The organism is Streptomyces sp. NA04227 (genome assembly GCF_013364195.1).
Taxonomy (GTDB): Bacteria; Actinomycetota; Actinomycetes; order Streptomycetales; family Streptomycetaceae; genus Streptomyces.
On record NZ_CP054918.1, the window covers coordinates 1,625,281 to 1,641,354 of the forward strand.

Annotated in this window: 17 protein-coding genes; 9 read left to right on the plus strand and 8 right to left on the minus strand. The window is 71.4% G+C overall.

Translation table 11 applies throughout. The features are described 5' to 3' along the window. The first annotated feature begins 399 nt into the window (after window positions 1-399). From HUT18_RS06670 to HUT18_RS06680, 3 genes are all read left to right on the plus strand, one after another. Window positions 400-1,431 (plus strand): ATP-binding cassette domain-containing protein, encoded by a 1,032-nt coding sequence (locus HUT18_RS06670; protein ID WP_176098682.1) that lies wholly within the window; start codon window positions 400-402, stop codon window positions 1,429-1,431. Further along, window positions 1,428-2,303 (plus strand): ABC transporter permease, encoded by an 876-nt coding sequence (locus HUT18_RS06675; protein WP_176098684.1) that lies wholly within the window; start codon window positions 1,428-1,430, stop codon window positions 2,301-2,303. The genes HUT18_RS06670 and HUT18_RS06675 overlap by 4 nt, the downstream gene beginning before the upstream one ends. A 164-nt stretch (window positions 2,304-2,467) precedes the next feature. Then, window positions 2,468-3,265, plus strand: coding sequence for a site-2 protease family protein (locus HUT18_RS06680; RefSeq protein ID WP_176098686.1), 798 nt, complete (start codon window positions 2,468-2,470; stop codon window positions 3,263-3,265). Between the two features lie 81 nt (window positions 3,266-3,346). Here HUT18_RS06680 and HUT18_RS06685 read toward each other — a convergent pair whose 3' ends face one another. From HUT18_RS06685 to HUT18_RS06695, 3 genes are all read right to left on the minus strand, one after another. Beyond that, a complete protein-coding gene (locus HUT18_RS06685) occupies window positions 3,347-3,526 on the minus strand; it encodes a hypothetical protein (protein ID WP_176098688.1) in 180 nt (59 codons plus the stop codon). A gap of 134 nt (window positions 3,527-3,660) precedes the next feature. Beyond that, window positions 3,661-4,410 (minus strand): NADPH-dependent F420 reductase, encoded by a 750-nt coding sequence (npdG, locus tag HUT18_RS06690; RefSeq protein WP_254878455.1) that lies wholly within the window; start codon window positions 4,408-4,410, stop codon window positions 3,661-3,663. A gap of 43 nt (window positions 4,411-4,453) precedes the next feature. Then, the gene (locus HUT18_RS06695; protein WP_176098690.1) at window positions 4,454-5,602 is read right to left on the minus strand and encodes an exo-alpha-sialidase; all 1,149 of its coding nucleotides are present in this window, start codon (window positions 5,600-5,602) and stop codon (window positions 4,454-4,456) included. Between the two features lie 498 nt (window positions 5,603-6,100). Here HUT18_RS06695 and HUT18_RS06700 point away from each other — a divergent pair, with 498 nt between their 5' ends. Together HUT18_RS06700 and HUT18_RS06705 are read left to right on the plus strand one after the other, a co-directional pair. Then, complete coding sequence (locus tag HUT18_RS06700; protein ID WP_176098692.1) at window positions 6,101-6,709, plus strand: hypothetical protein; 609 nt, start codon at window positions 6,101-6,103, stop codon at window positions 6,707-6,709. A gap of 161 nt (window positions 6,710-6,870) precedes the next feature. Further along, window positions 6,871-8,253 carry an MFS transporter gene (locus HUT18_RS06705; protein WP_176098693.1) on the plus strand — a complete coding sequence of 461 codons (1,383 nt, stop codon included), beginning with the start codon at window positions 6,871-6,873 and terminating at the stop codon, window positions 8,251-8,253. Between the two features lie 133 nt (window positions 8,254-8,386). Here HUT18_RS06705 and HUT18_RS06710 read toward each other — a convergent pair whose 3' ends face one another. Beyond that, a complete protein-coding gene (locus HUT18_RS06710; RefSeq protein WP_176098695.1) occupies window positions 8,387-8,620 on the minus strand; it encodes a hypothetical protein in 234 nt (77 codons plus the stop codon). A 118-nt stretch (window positions 8,621-8,738) separates the two neighbouring features. Here HUT18_RS06710 and map point away from each other — a divergent pair, with 118 nt between their 5' ends. After that, complete coding sequence (map, locus tag HUT18_RS06715; protein WP_176098696.1) at window positions 8,739-9,596, plus strand: type I methionyl aminopeptidase; 858 nt, start codon at window positions 8,739-8,741, stop codon at window positions 9,594-9,596. Between the two features lie 58 nt (window positions 9,597-9,654). On the opposite strand, the gene HUT18_RS06720 is transcribed toward map, so the two are convergent. After that, window positions 9,655-10,131, minus strand: a complete 477-nt coding sequence (locus tag HUT18_RS06720) for a VOC family protein (RefSeq protein WP_176098698.1) — start codon at window positions 10,129-10,131, stop codon at window positions 9,655-9,657. Between the two features lie 282 nt (window positions 10,132-10,413). Here HUT18_RS06720 and HUT18_RS06725 point away from each other — a divergent pair, with 282 nt between their 5' ends. Beyond that, on the plus strand, window positions 10,414-11,064 hold the full coding sequence (locus tag HUT18_RS06725) for a heme oxygenase (biliverdin-producing) (protein ID WP_176098700.1): 651 nt from the start codon (window positions 10,414-10,416) through the stop codon (window positions 11,062-11,064). Window positions 11,065-11,199: 135 nt separating this feature from the next. On the opposite strand, the gene HUT18_RS06730 is transcribed toward HUT18_RS06725, so the two are convergent. Further along, complete coding sequence (locus HUT18_RS06730; protein WP_176104327.1) at window positions 11,200-11,826, minus strand: PhzF family phenazine biosynthesis protein; 627 nt, start codon at window positions 11,824-11,826, stop codon at window positions 11,200-11,202. A 409-nt stretch (window positions 11,827-12,235) separates the two neighbouring features. On the opposite strand from HUT18_RS06730, the gene HUT18_RS06735 reads away from it, so the two are divergent. Then, a complete protein-coding gene (locus HUT18_RS06735; RefSeq protein ID WP_176098702.1) occupies window positions 12,236-13,237 on the plus strand; it encodes a hypothetical protein in 1,002 nt (333 codons plus the stop codon). 177 nt (window positions 13,238-13,414) lie between these two features. Here the strand turns inward: HUT18_RS06735 and HUT18_RS06740 are convergent, their stop codons facing one another. Both HUT18_RS06740 and HUT18_RS06745 read right to left on the minus strand, forming a co-directional pair. Continuing rightward, the gene (locus HUT18_RS06740; RefSeq protein WP_176098704.1) at window positions 13,415-14,143 is read right to left on the minus strand and encodes a bifunctional DNA primase/polymerase; all 729 of its coding nucleotides are present in this window, start codon (window positions 14,141-14,143) and stop codon (window positions 13,415-13,417) included. 380 nt (window positions 14,144-14,523) lie between these two features. Further along, a complete protein-coding gene (locus tag HUT18_RS06745) occupies window positions 14,524-15,162 on the minus strand; it encodes a TetR/AcrR family transcriptional regulator (protein WP_176104328.1) in 639 nt (212 codons plus the stop codon). Window positions 15,163-15,374: 212 nt separating this feature from the next. Here HUT18_RS06745 and HUT18_RS34285 point away from each other — a divergent pair, with 212 nt between their 5' ends. Continuing rightward, window positions 15,375-15,734, plus strand: coding sequence for a DUF6243 family protein (locus HUT18_RS34285; RefSeq protein ID WP_176096569.1), 360 nt, complete (start codon window positions 15,375-15,377; stop codon window positions 15,732-15,734). Window positions 15,735-16,074 lie beyond the last annotated feature (340 nt).

Below are 16,074 nucleotides of genomic sequence, written 5' to 3' on the forward strand. Positions count from 1 at the left end.
ACCAAGTGCGTGGATCGCCAACTGCACTGACTCCGACGTGCGTTGACACGCGAGGTACACGCGAGTTGCACGCGAAGCAATCGCGATGTGCGGTGACGCGCGAAATGCGCTGACGATCCCCGGAGAGCGCGCCGACCGGAGCGCGCTCCCCTGCGGTACGAACCATTTCCGGCACCACGGCAGCCCGTCGGCCTTCCCCCTCCGGCGGGCTGCCGCTCTTCGTATCCCGGCGTGCTGCCGCGTCTTCGCGCGCGAAGACGCGGCACGGCTGTACGCGCGCACTCCCGGCCCCGCCCGTCCGCCACCCGTCGGCCCCTCCGCCGCCCGTCGGCCCGTTCGTCAACCGCTTGTCGGTGGCTTGTCGGCGCGTTGTCGGTGGCACCTGGCACCTTTGGGTCCATGACCCGAATCGACAAGAACTCCCGGACGACCGCGGGCGGCTCCGCTCACGCCGTCTCGGTGCGGGGGCTGGTCAAGCACTACGGCGAGACCAAAGCGCTGGACGGCGTGGACCTCGACGTACGCGAGGGCACCGTCCTCGGCGTGCTCGGTCCGAACGGCGCCGGTAAGACCACCCTCGTACGCTGCCTGTCCACCCTGATCATCCCGGACGCCGGCACCGCCGTCGTGGCCGGCTACGACGTGCTGCGCCAGCCGCGGCAACTGCGCCGCGCGATAGGCCTGACCGGCCAGTACGCCTCGGTGGACGAGAAGCTCTCCGGACGCGAGAACCTCTACCTCATCGGACGGCTGCTCGACCTGTCCCGGGCCGAGGCCCGCTCGCGCGCCGACGGCCTGCTCGAACGCTTCTCGCTCACCGAGGCGGCCAAGCGCCCCGCGAGCACCTACTCCGGAGGTATGCGGCGGCGGCTCGACCTCGCCGCCTCCATGATCGGCCGCCCCCAGGTGCTCTACCTGGACGAGCCGACCACCGGTCTGGACCCGCGTACCCGCAACGAGGTCTGGGCCGAGATCAAGCGCATGGTCGGCGACGGCGTCACCGTGCTGCTGACCACCCAGTACATGGAGGAGGCCGAGCAGCTCGCGAGCGAGCTGACCGTCATCGACCGCGGCAAGGTGATCGCGGGCGGCGGCATCGACGAGCTGAAGGCCAAGGTCGGCAGCCGCACGCTGCGCATCCGCCCCTCGGACCCGGCCGAACTGACCGCCGTGGCGGCCGTCTTGGACGAGTCGGGGCTCAGCGGCCCCGGCCAGGCGCTCGTGGACGCCGAATCCGCGAGCGTACTGGTGCCGATCCTCTCCGACGAACAACTCACCGCGGTCGTCGGCGCGGTGGCGGCGCGGGGCATCCCGCTGGCCGGAATCATCACCGAACTGCCCAGCCTGGACGAGGTGTTCCTGTCGCTCACCGGCCAGAAGGCCAGTGCCCCGCAGGACGCACGCCCCGAACTCGCGGAGGTCGCCGTATGAGCACCGACACGACTGCCCCGGCCGCCCTCGACGAACCGGCGCGCGACGGGGTGGCCCCCGGCGGCGCCCCGGCCGCACCGACCGGTCCCGGGGCCGACATCCGGATCGGTCCGCGCGCGCATCTGCGGCACACCGGCGCGCTGGTACGCCGGAATCTGCTGTGGATCCGGCAGGACCCGGAGTCCATGATGGACGCCGTCCTGATGCCGATCATCTTCACGATCCTGTTCGTCTTCGTCTTCGGCGGTGCGATCGCGGGCAAGGGCAACCAGGACGACTACGTCAACTACGTGGTGCCCGGGCTGATGGCGATGATGGCCATGAACATCACCATGGGCGTCGGCACCGGTTTCAACCAGGACTTCCAGTCCGGCGTGATGGACCGCTTCCGTACGCTGCCGATCGCCCGGTCCTCGGTGCTCATCGCCAAGATCGTGGTCGAGATCTGCCGGATGCTGGTCGCCACCACGATCCTGCTCATCGTCGGATTCATGCTCGGCCTTTCGGTCTCCAATGTGCCCGGGATGTTCGCGGCCGTCGGGCTCGCCCTCGTCTTCGGCTCCGCCACCATGTGGATCTTCCTGACCATGGGTGTGGTCATGAAGAGCGCGCAGGCCATCCAGGGAATGGGGTTCCTCGTGCTGATGCCGCTGCAGTTCGGCTCCTCGATCTTCGCGCCGACCAAGGACATGCCCGACTGGCTCCAGACCTTCACCGACTACAACCCGCTGTCCTCCCTCGCGGACGCCTCCCGCGGGCTGTTCAACGGCGGCGCGATCGCGCACGACGTCTGGGTCACCCTGATCTGGTCGTTCGCCATCACCGCGATCATGGCGCCGATCGCGATCCACAAGTTCCGCACCAAGTCGTGATCGCGGCGGTACTCCCGTAGTGCTCTCGGCGGTACTTCCGTTGCGCTCGTGGTGGTTCCGTCGCGGGGATTGAGGAGAGAATCCGGGAATCGACCTCAGGCGGTGTGCTCCGGCCGGTCCGGCCGGGGCGCATCGCCGATTCCCGGACTCCTGGAGCCGCGCCCATGACCGTCACCGACCTGCGTCGTCGCCGGGACCGGCGGATCAGCCCGGTCTTCCTCGGCATCGTGGCCGTCACGGCCGCCGCGGGCTGGGCGGCCTGGACGGAACCCGGCGGCAGCACCGGCCTCGCGGTGTTCGTCTTCGTGACCGGCGCCTGGGTGGTCTCGCTGTGCCTGCACGAGTACGCGCACGCCCGGACCGCCCTGCACAGCGGCGACATCTCGATCGAGGCCAAGGGCTATCTGACGCTCAACCCGCTGAAGTACACGCACGCCCTGCTGTCGATCGTGCTGCCGCTGCTCTTCGTGATCATGGGTGGCATCGGCCTGCCCGGCGGCGCCGTCTTCATCGAGCGCGGCCGGATCCGGGGCCGCTGGCGGCACAGCCTGATCTCCGCGGCCGGACCGCTGACCAACCTGCTGTTCGCCGTGGTGTGCACGGCGCCGTTCTGGCTGGACGCACTGGACGGCGTACCCGCCCCCTTCCGGTACGCACTGGCCTTCCTGGCGCTTCTCCAGGTGACCGCGGCGATCCTCAACTCCCTGCCGGTACCCGGGCTCGACGGCTACGGAGTCATCGAGCCCTGGCTCTCGCGCGAGCTGCGTCGGCAGCTCGAACCCTTCGCACAGTTCGGGCTGCTTGCCGTGTTCGGACTGCTCTGGGTGCCGGAGATCAACGACGCCTTCTTCGACGCGGTCGACGCCCTCCTGCGCGCCCTCGACGTGCCGGAGTTCGACACGTACTGGGGCCGCGAGCTGTACCGGTTCTGGCAGGGCGAGGACGTGCCGGGCGTCGGTTAGGGCCTGTCCCGGACGGATCTTCGCGTACGGATCGCGGCGGCGCGTGGCGCGCGTGCGCGGGCTCAGGCGCCGGGCGCGGGCTCAGGCGCCGGGCGCGCGCTCGGCCTTCGCGCGGCGCAGGTAGAACCAGGCCATGTTGGAGCTGAGCCCGGCGAGCAGCACCCACACGATGCCGAACCATTGGCCGCGCGCGAAGGAGAGCACGGCCGCCGCGACGGCGAGGGCACAGACGGCCAGGGCGTACAGCGCGAGTCGGGGCATGGGGTGGGGCTCCTGTCGGGACATGAGAGGTACAGCGTCAACAGTGTCCCCCATGCCTCGCGGGGCTCCGCACGCGGCTGCGGGGCGGGCGCCCGCCCTGCGTGCCTGTGCGCCGGGCGCCCATACGCGCGTGCCTACACGTCGGTCACCCGCAGCCCCGCGTGTGCCTTGTAGCGGCGGTTGACGGAGATCAGGTTCGCGACGAGGGACTCGACCTGGTGCGCGTTGCGCAGTCGGCCCGCGAAGACGCCGCGCATACCGGGGATACGGGCGGCCAGCGCCTGGACGAGGTCGGTGTCGGCACGGGACTCGCCGAGGACCATCACGTCCGTGTCGATCTCCTCGACGGACTCGTCCTGGAGCAGCACGGCGGACAGGTGGTGGAAGGCGGCCGTGACGCGCGAGTCGGGCAGCAGGGCGGCGGCCTGCTCGGCGGCGCTGCCCTCCTCGGGCTTGAGCGCGTAGGCGCCCTTCTTGTCGAAGCCGAGCGGGTTCACGCAGTCGACGACCAGCTTGCCCGCGAGCTCCTCGCGCAGCGCTTCGAGCGTCTTGGCGTGCCCGTCCCAGGGCACCGCGACGATCACGATGTCGCTGCGCCGCGCGCAGTCGGCGTTGTCGGCGCCCTCGATGCCCAACCCCAGTTCGGCGGCGGCGCTTTCGGCCCGCTGTGCCGCACGGGAGCCGATGATCACCCGCTGGCCCGCGCGGGCGAGCCGGTAGGCGAGGCCGCGGCCCTGGTCGCCGGTGCCGCCGAGAACACCGACCACCAGGGAGGACACGTCCGGCAGGTCCCAGGGGTCCTTCGCGGGGGCCTTCCCGGCTCCTGGCTTCGGCTCGGACAGGGTCGGTGCGGGGGCCTGGGCGCCGTCGGCGGGAGTAGTCATGCGACGGATTCTGTCATCGGTGCCGCACGACCAGGCACCGTGGTCACCCGACGGTACGCAGCAGCGCGGTGACCGGGATCCGGCGGAAGCTCAGGGTCTCGTACGAGCTCGTCGCGCCGGTCTCGAAGAGCAGGCCGACGGTTCCCGCGTCGAGCCGTACGAGATCGGAGTACGCGGCCGGGGACTCGTCCACGACATGGGCGACGCGCCAGTGGGTGCCGTGGTCGGAGCTGGCGCGGACGGTCATCCTGGCCCGGCGCTCGGGGTGCGCGGGGCCCGAGTAGAGCAGCAGGTCGGGGTCGCGGAGCTGAAGGAGACTGCCCTGGACCACGGGGCCCTCGATCCCGGGCTGTGGACGGTAGGGGGCGGTCAGCTCGGCGCCGTCGGAGGAGTAGGCGTCGGCACGGGTGCCGGGTGCCGCCGAGTCGTTGCGGGTGTTGAAGTAGAGCCGCCCGTCGGGGAGTTCGGCGGCCGTCGTCTCGTTGGCGTTGATGCGCTCGGGGTGCCCGTCGGGGCCGGGCGGTACGTCGGAGCCGACCGGGGCGGCGAGCGCGGCCAGGGCGTCCGCGTTGTTGTGCACGTAGCCGATCCGCCAGGTCTGGCCCTCGTCGTCGCTGAGCAGGCTGTGCCCGCCGTTGTACGCGCCCTCGGTGCCGAGGTCCGAACCGGTGGGCGGCAGCGAGTGGTTGGCGGGCACAAGCACCCGGCCGCCGGTCAGCTGGAGGGCGTGCCCCGGAGTGGTCGCGTACCAGCGCCAGTCCGGGTCCTTGGTCTGCTCCGTGATCTCGCGCGCCTCGGACCAGGTGACCCCGTCGTCGTCGCTGTACTGCACCCAGACCCGGCGCGCGTCGGCCTGAGCGACCTCGCCGCGACGGATCGCCGCCTCGCTGGCCGCGGCCGCGTTGCGCACATGCACCAGCAGGATGCGGCCCGAGGACAGCACCACGGGTGCCGGGTTGCCCGCGAGGTCGTCGCCGTTCTCGGCCACGCGCTCCAGCGGCGCCCAGGTGCGGCCGCCGTCGTGCGAACGCTTCAGCACGATATCGATGTCACCGTGGTCCTCCGCGGAGCCCACCCGCCCCTCGCAGAAGGCGAGCACGGTGTTCTCGCCGGTGACGACGACGGCCGGGATACGGAAGCTCGCGTATCCCTCGGTACCGGCGCGGAAGGGTACGGACGTCTCACTGGTCAACGGTGCCTCCGGGGCATCGGCGCGTGGGAGCCGCGCGGTCGCGGCAGCGCGTTCGGAGCGGTCGGGCACACTCGCGGGCGGGGCGAGCGGCCGGGCGGGCAGGGGGCGAGCGGGCAAGTGACTTGGCGAGTAAGCGAGGGGGCACGCAAGTTACTCGGCAAGTAAGCAAGCGAGCAGGCAGGCAGGCAACGACGGTAAGCAGGGGCAATCAGGACATGGGATGTCCTGAGGCCTGTGACCCTAGAGACCGTCCCCGACGGCGGTCAACCTCGCCCACCCGTAGTCCTGTTAGCGGTCCGACGCTCCGCCCGCCGCTCACGACGCGCACACGCCGCCCCATGCGCGGGCACTCGGGCGGGCCCGCGAGCGGGGCACGTGATCCGGCGCGCGCCCCCGCCGTTCACGCCCGGCCCGGAGTCCGGCGCACCACCATCCCGTACGAGTGAACAAGTCCCGGACTCCGCTCGTGGCGGCCCGGTCGGCGGCATCCTCGCGGCCATGGACGCGGTACGCGTGGCGCTGTTGCGCGAGGTGCTCGCCGGGACGGAGTGGCTCGGTGCGACCCGCAGGTTCGCGGGGACGTTGCGGGGCTCGGTCGTTCCGCACGGAGGCGGGCTGCTGCTCGTCGGGACACCGGAGTACGAACCCTGGCATCTGGCCGCGCATCTGGTGGACGAGGCGGCCTGGTCCGGCACTCCGGAGCTGACGCCGACCCTGGTACGGCACCGGGTGGGCGACGGGGACCCGGCCCATCTCGCGGTGGGCCTCGGACGACTGGAGGCGGCCCGGCGCGGGGAGACCCTGCTCGTGGTGGCGCCCGACGCGCCGGGCGCGCCACTGCTCGAACGCGTCCAGGACGCACGCCGTTCGGGCGCCACGGTGCTCGCACTGGACTCCGGCGACCGCGAACTGCACACCCTGGCCCACGAGTCGCTGGCCGTGCCCGAGTCCCCGGACCTCGACCTGGACACGGTGCAGCATCTGGTGAGCGCGGCCACCGGCGAGAACTCCCTGCCCGCACAAGTGCCGCGCGGCCGCCGCCAGTTCCGCGACCGCCTCTCCCGCCTGGCCGACCGGCTCACGGCACCGCCCCCGGCGCGCTGGTAGACCGGCGACAGGCACGAGCTGGTAGACCGCCGACAGACACGGGACCCGTACCGGCCGGGTGAGGCGCCGAGTGAGGCCCCGAGCGCGTACGGAAAGGCCGTACGCGCCGACGTGGGAAAACCGTTTGCCACCCCCCTTGGCACACCGCACGATGGCCCTTCGTGACCCCCGACTCCCCCACACCCGCCCCCTCACGCCTGCGTGCGCTGCTGCCCGATCTCGCGCCCTGGCACGCCTCGGCCGACTTCCGGCGGCTGTGGATCGCCGGGGTGATCACGAACTTCGGCAGCTTCCTCACCTTCGTCGCGCTGCCGGTTCAGATGAAGGACCTGACCGGTTCCGCCGCGGCGGTGGGCGCGATCGGTGCGGCCGAGCTGATCCCGCTGATCGTCTTCGGGCTGTACGGCGGCGCCCTCGCGGACGCGATGGACAAGCGCAAGCTGATCCTGTGGACGGAGGTCGGCCAGGCCCTGCTGTGCGCCGTCCTGCTCGGCAACGCGCTGCTGCCCACGCCGATGATCTGGCCGCTGTACCTGGTCGCCGCGCTGTCGGCGGCCCTGGTCGCGGTGCAGCGGCCCGCGCTCGACTCGCTGACCCCGCGCATCGTGGCGCACGAGCATCTGCCCGCGGCCGCCGCACTCAACTCCCTGCGCTGGCAGGTGGGCGGGGTGGCCGGACCCGCGCTCGCCGGAGTGGTGGTCGCCTGGGCCGGAGTCGGCTGGGCCTATGCGGCGGACCTCGTCAGCTTCCTGGCCTCCGTCTGCCTGGCCGTCGGACTCGCCGCCTCGCCCGCCGCGCACGAGGCGGCCAAGCCGTCGTTGAGGTCGATAGCGGAGGGCGCCCGCTACGCCTGGAGCCGCAAGGAACTCCTCGGCACCTATGTCGTCGACATCGCGGCCATGCTCTTCGCCTTCCCGCTGGCCGTACTGCCGTTCCTCGCGGACGACTTGGACGCCGAGTGGTCACTCGGTCTGATGTACGCGGCGCTGCCCGCCGGTTCGCTGCTCGTGAGCCTCACCAGCGGCTGGTCCTCGCGTATCCACCGGCACGGCCTGATGGTCGTCCTCGCGGCGGGCTGCTGGGGTGCGACCGTCGCGATCGCCGGGGTCATGGACAACGTCTGGCTGGTGCTGCTGTTCCTCACCCTGGGCGGCTGCTGCGACATGGTCAGCGGCATCTTCCGCTCCGCGATGTGGAACCAGACCATCCCCGACGAGCTGCGCGGCCGTCTCGCGGGTATCGAGCTGCTCTCGTACTCGGTGGGCCCGCAGCTGGGCCAGGTACGGGCCGGCGGCGTCGCCGCACTCGCGGGCGTGCGCGCCTCGGTATGGTCGGGCGGCCTCGCCTGTGTGGGCGCGGTCGGCCTGCTCGCGCTGTGCCTGCCGAAGCTGATGACGTACGACGTCCGCACCAACGCACACGCCCGCAAGCTGCGCGAGAGCCGTGCCTCGGTGGCGGGCGGCGGGCCGAGGCCGGGTGAGGGCGAGGCGGACGCGACGAACGGAACGGCGGCGCTCGGCGAAGGGACCCCGGCCGGGGGCTGAGGGGCTGCCGGGAGGCCTCGGGCTGAACGGCCGGGAGGCCGCGGGCTGAGCGGCCCGGACCCGGCAGGCCCGATGGACCCAGCGGGCCCGGGCCTGCCGCTCCCCATGAGCTATGCGGATGCGGACTTGTGGACTACTGCTCCCCGCCGCCCGGCTTCCCCTGCTGCCAGTTGGGGTCCTCGTCCCACTCCTTGTTGCGTTCCTCGGCGATCTCGAAGGCGTGTGCCGCCGCCTCGGGGCTGGGGTACGGGCCGAGGCGGTCGGGACCCGGGCAGTCGGGGCCCTCCTCGACCTTGTGGTGGCCGAGGCAGTAGTACCACTCGCCGGGCTTTCCGACGGTCCGCTTCCGCTTCCTGAACAGCGCCATGCCGGCTCCTTGGCTCCTCGTCGCACACGGTGTGCGGGGCGGCGGCGCACGGCCGGGGCCGTCCGGCCGTCCCCACAGCGGCCATGGTGCCCGATCCCGGATCGCTACACTCGTCGACATGTCTGGCCAGTCGCTGCTCGTACCGGGGAAGCTCTCCCCCACCCGTCCCGTCCCGGCGCACATCGCACGCCCCGAGTACGTGGGCAAGCCCGCCCCGACGCCGTTCAAGGGCTCGGAGATCCAGGACGCCGAGACCGTCGAGCGGATGCGGATCGCGGGCGGGATCGCCGCCCGGGCGATGGCCGAGGCGGCCAAGCTGATCGCGCCGGGCGTCACCACCGACGAGCTGGACCGGGTCGCCCACGACTACATGTGCGACCACGGCGCCTACCCGTCGACGCTGGGCTACCGCAGCTTCCCGAAGTCCCTGTGCAGTTCGGTCAACGAGGTCATCTGCCACGGCATCCCGGACTCCACGGTGCTGCGCGACGGCGACATCGTGAACCTGGACGTGACCGCCTTCATCGGCGGGGTGCACGGCGACAACAACGCCACGTACCTGGTCGGGGACGTCGACGAGGAGAGCAGGCTCCTGGTCGAGCGCACCGAGGAGGCACTGGCCCGCGCGATCAAGGCGGTCCGGCCGGGCCGGCAGATCAACATCATCGGCCGGGTCATCGAGTCGTACGCGAAGCGGTTCGGCTACGGCGTCGTGCGCGACTTCACCGGGCACGGCATCAGCACCGCGTTCCACTCCGGCCTGATCGTGCCGCACTACGACAGCCCGCACGCGACGACCGTGATGCAGCCGGGTATGACCTTCACGATCGAGCCGATGCTGACGCTCGGCACCTACGAGTACGACATGTGGGACGACGGCTGGACCGTGGTCACCAAGGACCGCAGGCGCACGGCCCAGTTCGAGCACACCTTGGTGGTCACGGAGACGGGCGCGGAGATTCTCACGCTTCCGTAGCGCACGCCCCTGCCGCCCGCCGTCGTCCCCCGGGTCGTCACCCCGGCGAGGACGGCGGTCACTTCCCGTCGGCCGCCGCCCTGATCGCGGCGATGTCGATCTTGACCTGGCCGAGCATCGCGCGCATGGCGCGGTCGGCGCGGTCCTTGTCGGGGTCGGCGATCAGACGGTCCAGCTCGGCGGGGACCACCTGCCAGGACAGGCCGTACCTGTCCGTGAGCCAGCCGCACTGGACCGGCTTGCCGCCGTCCGCGAGCAGTTTGTCCCAGTAGTAGTCGACCTCTTCCTGGTCCTTGCAGTCGATCAGCAGAGAGATCGCTTCGTTGAAGGTGAAGTCGGGGCCGCCGTTGAGGGCGGTGTAGGGCTGGCCGTCGAGTTCGAACTCGACGGTGAGCACGGTTCCGGCGGGGCGCGGGCCCGCGTCGCCGTAGTGGGTGACGTTGGTGATCCGGGAGTTCGGGAACACGGAGACGTAGAACTCCGCGGCTTCCTTGCCGTTGGTGTCGAACCAGAGGTTGGGCGTGATGCGGGGCATGTCTGCTCCTGGGTCCTCGGCGGGGTGTCGATCCTTCCGCAGTACAGACCCGCGCACCGCCCGAAACTCATCGCCGCGGCGTGGACGGATCCGCCGCGGGGCCCTTCGCACCCCTTCCGCCCGGCCCTCGGCGTGACAGCGGAAACCGAGGGGTGGTGCTGGGACAATCGGGGTACGGTCTTCCCGACAAGCCGTCGGGAAGAATATTGACTTAGGTAAGGCTAGCCTAAATACTACCGGCGTTCCCGCCAGTTCCCGCCACCGTCCCGGGAGGGCCCCACCGTGAGCACGCCGTTCTCGACGCTCATACGCACCGCGTCCCACGAGCAGCACACCCAGGCCGAGACCTCGGCCTTCATGAGCGACCTGCTCGGCGGCCGCCTCGGCGTCGCGGCCTACGCGCGCTACACCGAGCAACTCTGGTTCGTCTACGAGGCGTTGGAGAGTGCCACGGCCCGCCTGGCCGAGGACCCGGTGGCGGGCCCCTTCCTGCGGCCCGAACTGCTGCGCGGGCCCACCCTGGAACGCGACCTGGCCCATCTGCGCGGCGCCGACTGGCGTGCACGGGTCACACCGCTGCCCGCGACCCGGCGGTACGCGGACCGGGTGCGCGAGTGCGCGGCCGACTGGCCCGGCGGTTACGTGGCCCACCACTACACCCGCTACCTCGGCGACCTCTCCGGCGGTCAGATCATCCGCGACAAGGCCGAACGCACCTGGGGCTTCGCGCGCAAGGGCGACGGCGTCCGGTTCTACGTCTTCGAGGACATCTCCAACCCGGCCGCCTTCAAGCGCGATTACCGCGAACTGCTCGACGCCGTACCCGCGGACGACCTGGAGAAGCAGCGCATCGTCGAGGAGTGCAAGCGCGCCTTCTCCTTCAACACGGCCGTCTTCCGCGAACTGGGCGAGGAGTTCCCGCTCAGCGCGTGAGGGAGTGCGGGTGCGCGCCGTTCAACGCGGTCGCGGGCGCGGGTGGTTGCGTACGTGCACGTGAACTCACTTACACGCAGGGCCGGTTGACCGCATACGCCGCGAACGTAACTGCGCACGGGCGGAGTTGAGGCCTCACCGCTCCAACTCCACGCGACCGCCGAGCTCGACCATCCCGTCCGGCTGTGGCGCGGTGAGGAGTTGGGAGCCGCGCCCCTGGGTGATGTTGAGCGCGCGGCCCAACTCCGCGGTGAGCAGCAGGGCCGCCGCGCCGGTCGCCTCGTCCTCGTCGATGCCGTCGTCCCGGCCGGGGAAGGCGCGGGCCCGGACGCGTCCGGCGGGCTCGTCCTCCCAGGCCCAGGCATAGATCCACTCACCGGGCGGGGGGACGGGAAGCGCGTCGACCTCGACGGGTGAGCCGTACCGGCGCAGGGTGCGCGGCGGGGCCCAGTCGGGGTCGGCCTCGATCCAGCTGAACTCGCCGTCGAGTCGCGCGCCCACCACCCCCGCGCCGGTGACGAGTTCGGGGACGTCCAGGAGCCAGGCGGCGCCCACGCAGGGGTAGCCCGCGAACGGCAGCCGGAGGGTCGGCGTATAGATGTCGAGGGTGCCGCGCTCGGGGTCGTCCACGAACACGGTCTCGCTGAAGCCGAGTTGGCGGGCGAGCTCCTGACGGGCCGCGACGGTCGGCACGAATGCCCCCTCGCGCACCACACCGAGCCGGTTGCCGTGCTCGCCGTCGGGACCGCAGAAGACGCGCAGTACGTCGACGACGGTCTCGGGCGCGGCGGGCCGGAGCGGGCGACGGGGGCGCGGGACGGGGCGGGCACGGGCTTCGCCGCGCGAGTCACCTCCCGTACGGGAGCCGCCTTCCGCACGGGAGCCGCCTCCCCCGTCGGCGCCGTCCTCGGCTCGGACGCAGTACGGGACCCGGTCGCCGTCCCGGGCGACGAGCATGCGGTCTTCGCGTGCGGTCATCCGCGCATTGAAGCAGGCTCCGGGCCACCGGCGCCAAGTCGTTTCCAAGGGTGTGTCCACCTTCCCGCCGGATCCGGCGGTCCTCCAGGTCACGGTGTGGGCGCGGTGTGGGCGCGGTATCCGGTCCCGACGCTCGCGCTGTTCCCGGCCCCGGTAGGGTTCGGGCCCGGGAAGGGGAAGGTGACGGGAGTCGATGAGCAAGGTGCACAGGGTGGGCCGGGTCGTGGCGGCAGCGGCGACGGTGACGGTGCTGGCCGTGACGGCGAGCGCGTGCGTGACGGTGCACGGGGAGCGGGAGATCATCCCGTCCGCGACGAAGGCCGAAGCGGCCGCCGCGCTCGAGGAGTTCACCACCGCGTACAACAAGGCGGACAAGTCCTTCGATCCGTCCAAGGACGCGGACCAGGTCACCGGTCCGCTCGGGGCGATCAACCAGGCGGGCCTGAAGGCCAAGCACAAGAACCACCCGGAGGGCAACCCCAAGCACGCGCCGCTGGAACTGACGGACGCGAAGTTCAGCATCCCCAAGCAGGCGGGCTGGCCGAAGTTCTTCGTCGCCGACACCGACTCCAACCGGGACCGTGACGACAAGTCCGGTTACGACAACCGCTGGTTGATCGTCTTCACGCGCACGGGCGTCGACGCCCCCTGGAAGGGCACGTACCTCACGCTGCTCGGCCTGGACGAGGTGCCGGAGCTGAAGACGGACGCCGACGGTCTGGCCGAGCCGGTGGACCCGGCGGACACCGCGCTACTCAGCGCGCCCAAGTCGCTCGGCTCCGCCTACACCGACTACCTCGGCAAGAAGGGCTCGGAGACCGTCTTCGCCCCCGGCGCGCACACCACCGGCTGGCGCGCCCAGCGCGACAAGCTGGCCGAACGGCCCGGCTACGTACGGCAGTACATCGACGAGCCGATGGTCGACGACGCCTACGCCCCGCTCGGCCTGCGGACCAAGGACGGCGGCGCGCTGGTCTTCTTCGCGACCCGGCACTACGAGAAGATCACCGCGTCCAAGGGCCTGGACCTGCCGCTCACCGAGGACATCAAGGCGTTGATGACCGGTGAGGCGAAGGAGTCAGTAACCCTGGAGAAGGTCTCCAACCAGTCGGCGGTGGACCCCGGCAAGGGCGGCCGCGGCAAGGTCAACATCCTCAACCGCATCCAGGGCGTCACGGGGGCCAAGGGCCAGTAACCGGCCCTGGGTCGCGGGGAGTTGTGCTCTGCGGCGCCCGTGAACCGAGGGTTCCGGCCCGCGCCTTCGTCGGCGCGGGCCGCGCGAACGTCAGCCGTCGGTCGTCGGTGTCGTCAACCGTCGGTCATCGGTTCGCCAGCCGCCGTCCGTCAGCCGCCATCCGTCATCCGTCATCCGTCAGCGGCGCGAGGGCCAGGCCGCCGCGTGGTGGCCGGGGTCCGTGCCCGCGTGCCGGGCGCAGGCGTCGGTGAGCGCTTCGAGGAGGGTCAGCGGGTCGGGCAGGGGGTGTTCGGGGCCGCGCAGCCAGCGCACGTCATGGTCGCCGGGCAGCCGGGCGGGCGGGAGCAGCACGTACGAGCCACGGCAGTGCCAGCGCAGACCGGGGTGCTCGTCCATGGTCTCGGGGTGACAGTCGAGTTCGCAGGGCCACCACTCGTCCTCGTCCTCGGGGGTGCCGCGGGTGGCGGTGAAGAAGAGCATGCGGTCGTCGCCGGACTCGGCGATCGGGCCGACCTCGATCCCCTTGGTCTGCAGGCGCTCCAGGGCTTCGGCGCCCGCTGCGACCGGTACGTCGAGCACGTCGTGGACCATGCCGGTGGCGGTGATGAAGTTGGCCTCGGGATCGGCCGCGGCCCAGCGTTCGATCTGGGCGCGGTCGGTGGTGGACTGGGTCTGCCAGGCGAAGGAGACGGGGTGCTGTCCCGGCGTGGGGCAGCCGATGCGCTCACAGGAACATCGGTACCCGGCCGGGTGGGCGGCAGGGGCTATCGGCATGCCCGCGGCGGCGACGGCAAGGAGCAGGGCTTCGCGTTCCGCGCCGACGTCCGCCCCGCTCTCCTTGGGGCGGCGGCCTCGCAGCCACTGGGAGATCTTGCTCTGCCCTCGGCGGCCGAACTCAGCGCCCATGCATCCCCTCGCCTCGTCGTGGAAGCCCACAGATATCCCCCATGGTCGCACCATCCGGTGGCCCACGTGGCCACAGTGCGCTTCCGGTCCGTGCGGGACGACGCCCACCGAGGGGATGTCGGCGCACTATGACAGGAATTGTCGTAGCGCGCTGTCATCGGGGTCACATATGTGCACCGACCGCGCCCGACCGCTGGTGGCGGTCCGGCCGACGGTCGGATGCGGGTGTGGCGGGGGTCGTCCCGTGGGGAGGATGAGGGGTCTGCGGCCGGGGTTCCGTCCGGCGGGGAATTTTGCCGTACGGAGATCTTCGTACGGCACTTTCTCTGCCGGGCCGGACGGGTGGCCGGACCGCCAGCTCGGCGGTGCCGACCGAAGGCTCAGCGCGGGGCGAGCCCGTTGAGTGCGTAGTCGACGAGGGTGTCGGTGTACTCGTGGGTCAGCGGGGCGGTCCGCTGGAGCCAGCGCTGGGCGAGGGGGGAGACGAACAGTTCCAGGGCGATGCGGGGGTCGATGTCGGGGCGCACCTGACCGGCGCGCTGCGCCGACTTCAGCCGCTCGACGTACAACTGGAGCTGGGGTTCGAGCAGTTGGGTGACGAAGGTGCGGCCGAGCTGCTCGTCGACGACGCCCTGTGCGGCGAGCGCCCGCGCGGGCGCCTCGAACCGCGGGTCGAGCATCTCGTCGACGGTGGCCCGCAGCACGAGCTTGAGGTCCGCGGCCAGGTCCCCGGTGTCCGGGAACTCGTACGGCTGCCGCCCGATCTGCTCGTAGGAGCGCTCCGAGAGGTCGAGGAAGGCCTCCAGGAGCACCTCTCCCTTCGAGGTCCACCAGCGGTAGATCGTCTGCTTGCCTACTCCGGCGCGGGCGGCGATGGCCTCGATGGTCGTACGCGGGTAGCCGACCTCGGCCACCAGGGCGAGTGCCGCGTCGTAGATGGCACGGCGCGAGCGCTCGCTGCGGCGCGTGGCATCGGGGGCGGACTTGGCCTCGGGCGCGGATGCGGCCTCGGGATCCATCGGGGCGGAGGCGGGCGGCTTCGGGGACATGCGGCCGAATCTACCGGGTTCGGAGGGCAGCGAGACGCCGCGTCTCAAGACCTCGCAGGAGAGCCGCGGAAATTCGGTGGACAGCGGGGCACCGCCGGGCGCACCGTAGAGCGAGCTTCACGAGACGGACCGTCTCGTGAAGCTGGTCCGAGCACTGGCACGAACACCCGGAGGTGAGACCCATGGCGCGCAAAGGAAACATGCTGGGCGTCGGAGGCACCCGCAACAACCTGTCCCGCGGCGCCCTGCGCGGCAACGGCCGCGGCAGCGGTTACGGCAACCAGGACCCGAACGCGCAGAAGCGCGAACTGCTGCGCAGGTTGCGGGAGTCGCGCCAGGAGCCCCAGGGGCCACAAGAGTCCCGGGAGTCACAGGGGTCACAGGGCTCACAGGGGTCACAGGAGAGTGGCGGGGCCGGGGCGGCGGGATCGGGTACGGACACAGGGCCCGACGGTGAGACCGGGAGCAGGGCCGACGCCGCGTCCGACACCACAACCGAAGCCGCGTCCGACTCCGAAACCGCGTCCGGCACCGACGAGTAGACAGAGGCCGGAGGCCGCGAACCGCGAGCCGCGAACTGCGACCCACGAGCTGTGAACCGCGAGCCCGCGGTTCACAGCTCGCCGCCCAGAAAGCTCCACCCCAGCCGTCAGGCACTCAGCAGACGCCCGGCCGCCGCCCCTCGGGAGCGGCGGCCGCTCGCGTTCCTCGGGCAGGCAGCGGCGCCCCGTGCCGGATCGCGTTCCCCGCGTTGATTCCGTACGCGAAGTCTCGGACGGCCATCAGCACACGGTGCATGACGCCGTGGGTCGGGTTCCTCATGGGGCTCGCCTCCACGCAGGTAAACAGACCGGTATAGCAACCAGCGTAACCATACCGTTC

Bases quoted from the DNA above. Each gene is read 5' to 3' on its own strand.
- map (WP_176098696.1), top strand. From the start codon at position 8,739: ATGTCTGGCCAGTCGCTGCTCGTACCGGGGAAGCTCTCCCCCACCCGT.
- npdG (WP_254878455.1), bottom strand. From the start codon at position 4,410: ATGACTACTCCCGCCGACGGCGCCCAGGCCCCCGCACCGACCCTGTCC.
- HUT18_RS06680 (WP_176098686.1), top strand. From the start codon at position 2,468: ATGACCGTCACCGACCTGCGTCGTCGCCGGGACCGGCGGATCAGCCCG.
- HUT18_RS06675 (WP_176098684.1), top strand. From the start codon at position 1,428: ATGAGCACCGACACGACTGCCCCGGCCGCCCTCGACGAACCGGCGCGC.
- HUT18_RS06670 (WP_176098682.1), top strand. From the start codon at position 400: ATGACCCGAATCGACAAGAACTCCCGGACGACCGCGGGCGGCTCCGCT.
- HUT18_RS34285 (WP_176096569.1), top strand. From the start codon at position 15,375: ATGGCGCGCAAAGGAAACATGCTGGGCGTCGGAGGCACCCGCAACAAC.
- HUT18_RS06745 (WP_176104328.1), bottom strand. From the start codon at position 15,162: ATGGATCCCGAGGCCGCATCCGCGCCCGAGGCCAAGTCCGCCCCCGAT.
- HUT18_RS06735 (WP_176098702.1), top strand. From the start codon at position 12,236: ATGAGCAAGGTGCACAGGGTGGGCCGGGTCGTGGCGGCAGCGGCGACG.
- HUT18_RS06700 (WP_176098692.1), top strand. From the start codon at position 6,101: ATGGACGCGGTACGCGTGGCGCTGTTGCGCGAGGTGCTCGCCGGGACG.
- HUT18_RS06710 (WP_176098695.1), bottom strand. From the start codon at position 8,620: ATGGCGCTGTTCAGGAAGCGGAAGCGGACCGTCGGAAAGCCCGGCGAG.
- HUT18_RS06685 (WP_176098688.1), bottom strand. From the start codon at position 3,526: ATGCCCCGACTCGCGCTGTACGCCCTGGCCGTCTGTGCCCTCGCCGTC.
- HUT18_RS06720 (WP_176098698.1), bottom strand. From the start codon at position 10,131: ATGCCCCGCATCACGCCCAACCTCTGGTTCGACACCAACGGCAAGGAA.
- HUT18_RS06740 (WP_176098704.1), bottom strand. From the start codon at position 14,143: ATGGGCGCTGAGTTCGGCCGCCGAGGGCAGAGCAAGATCTCCCAGTGG.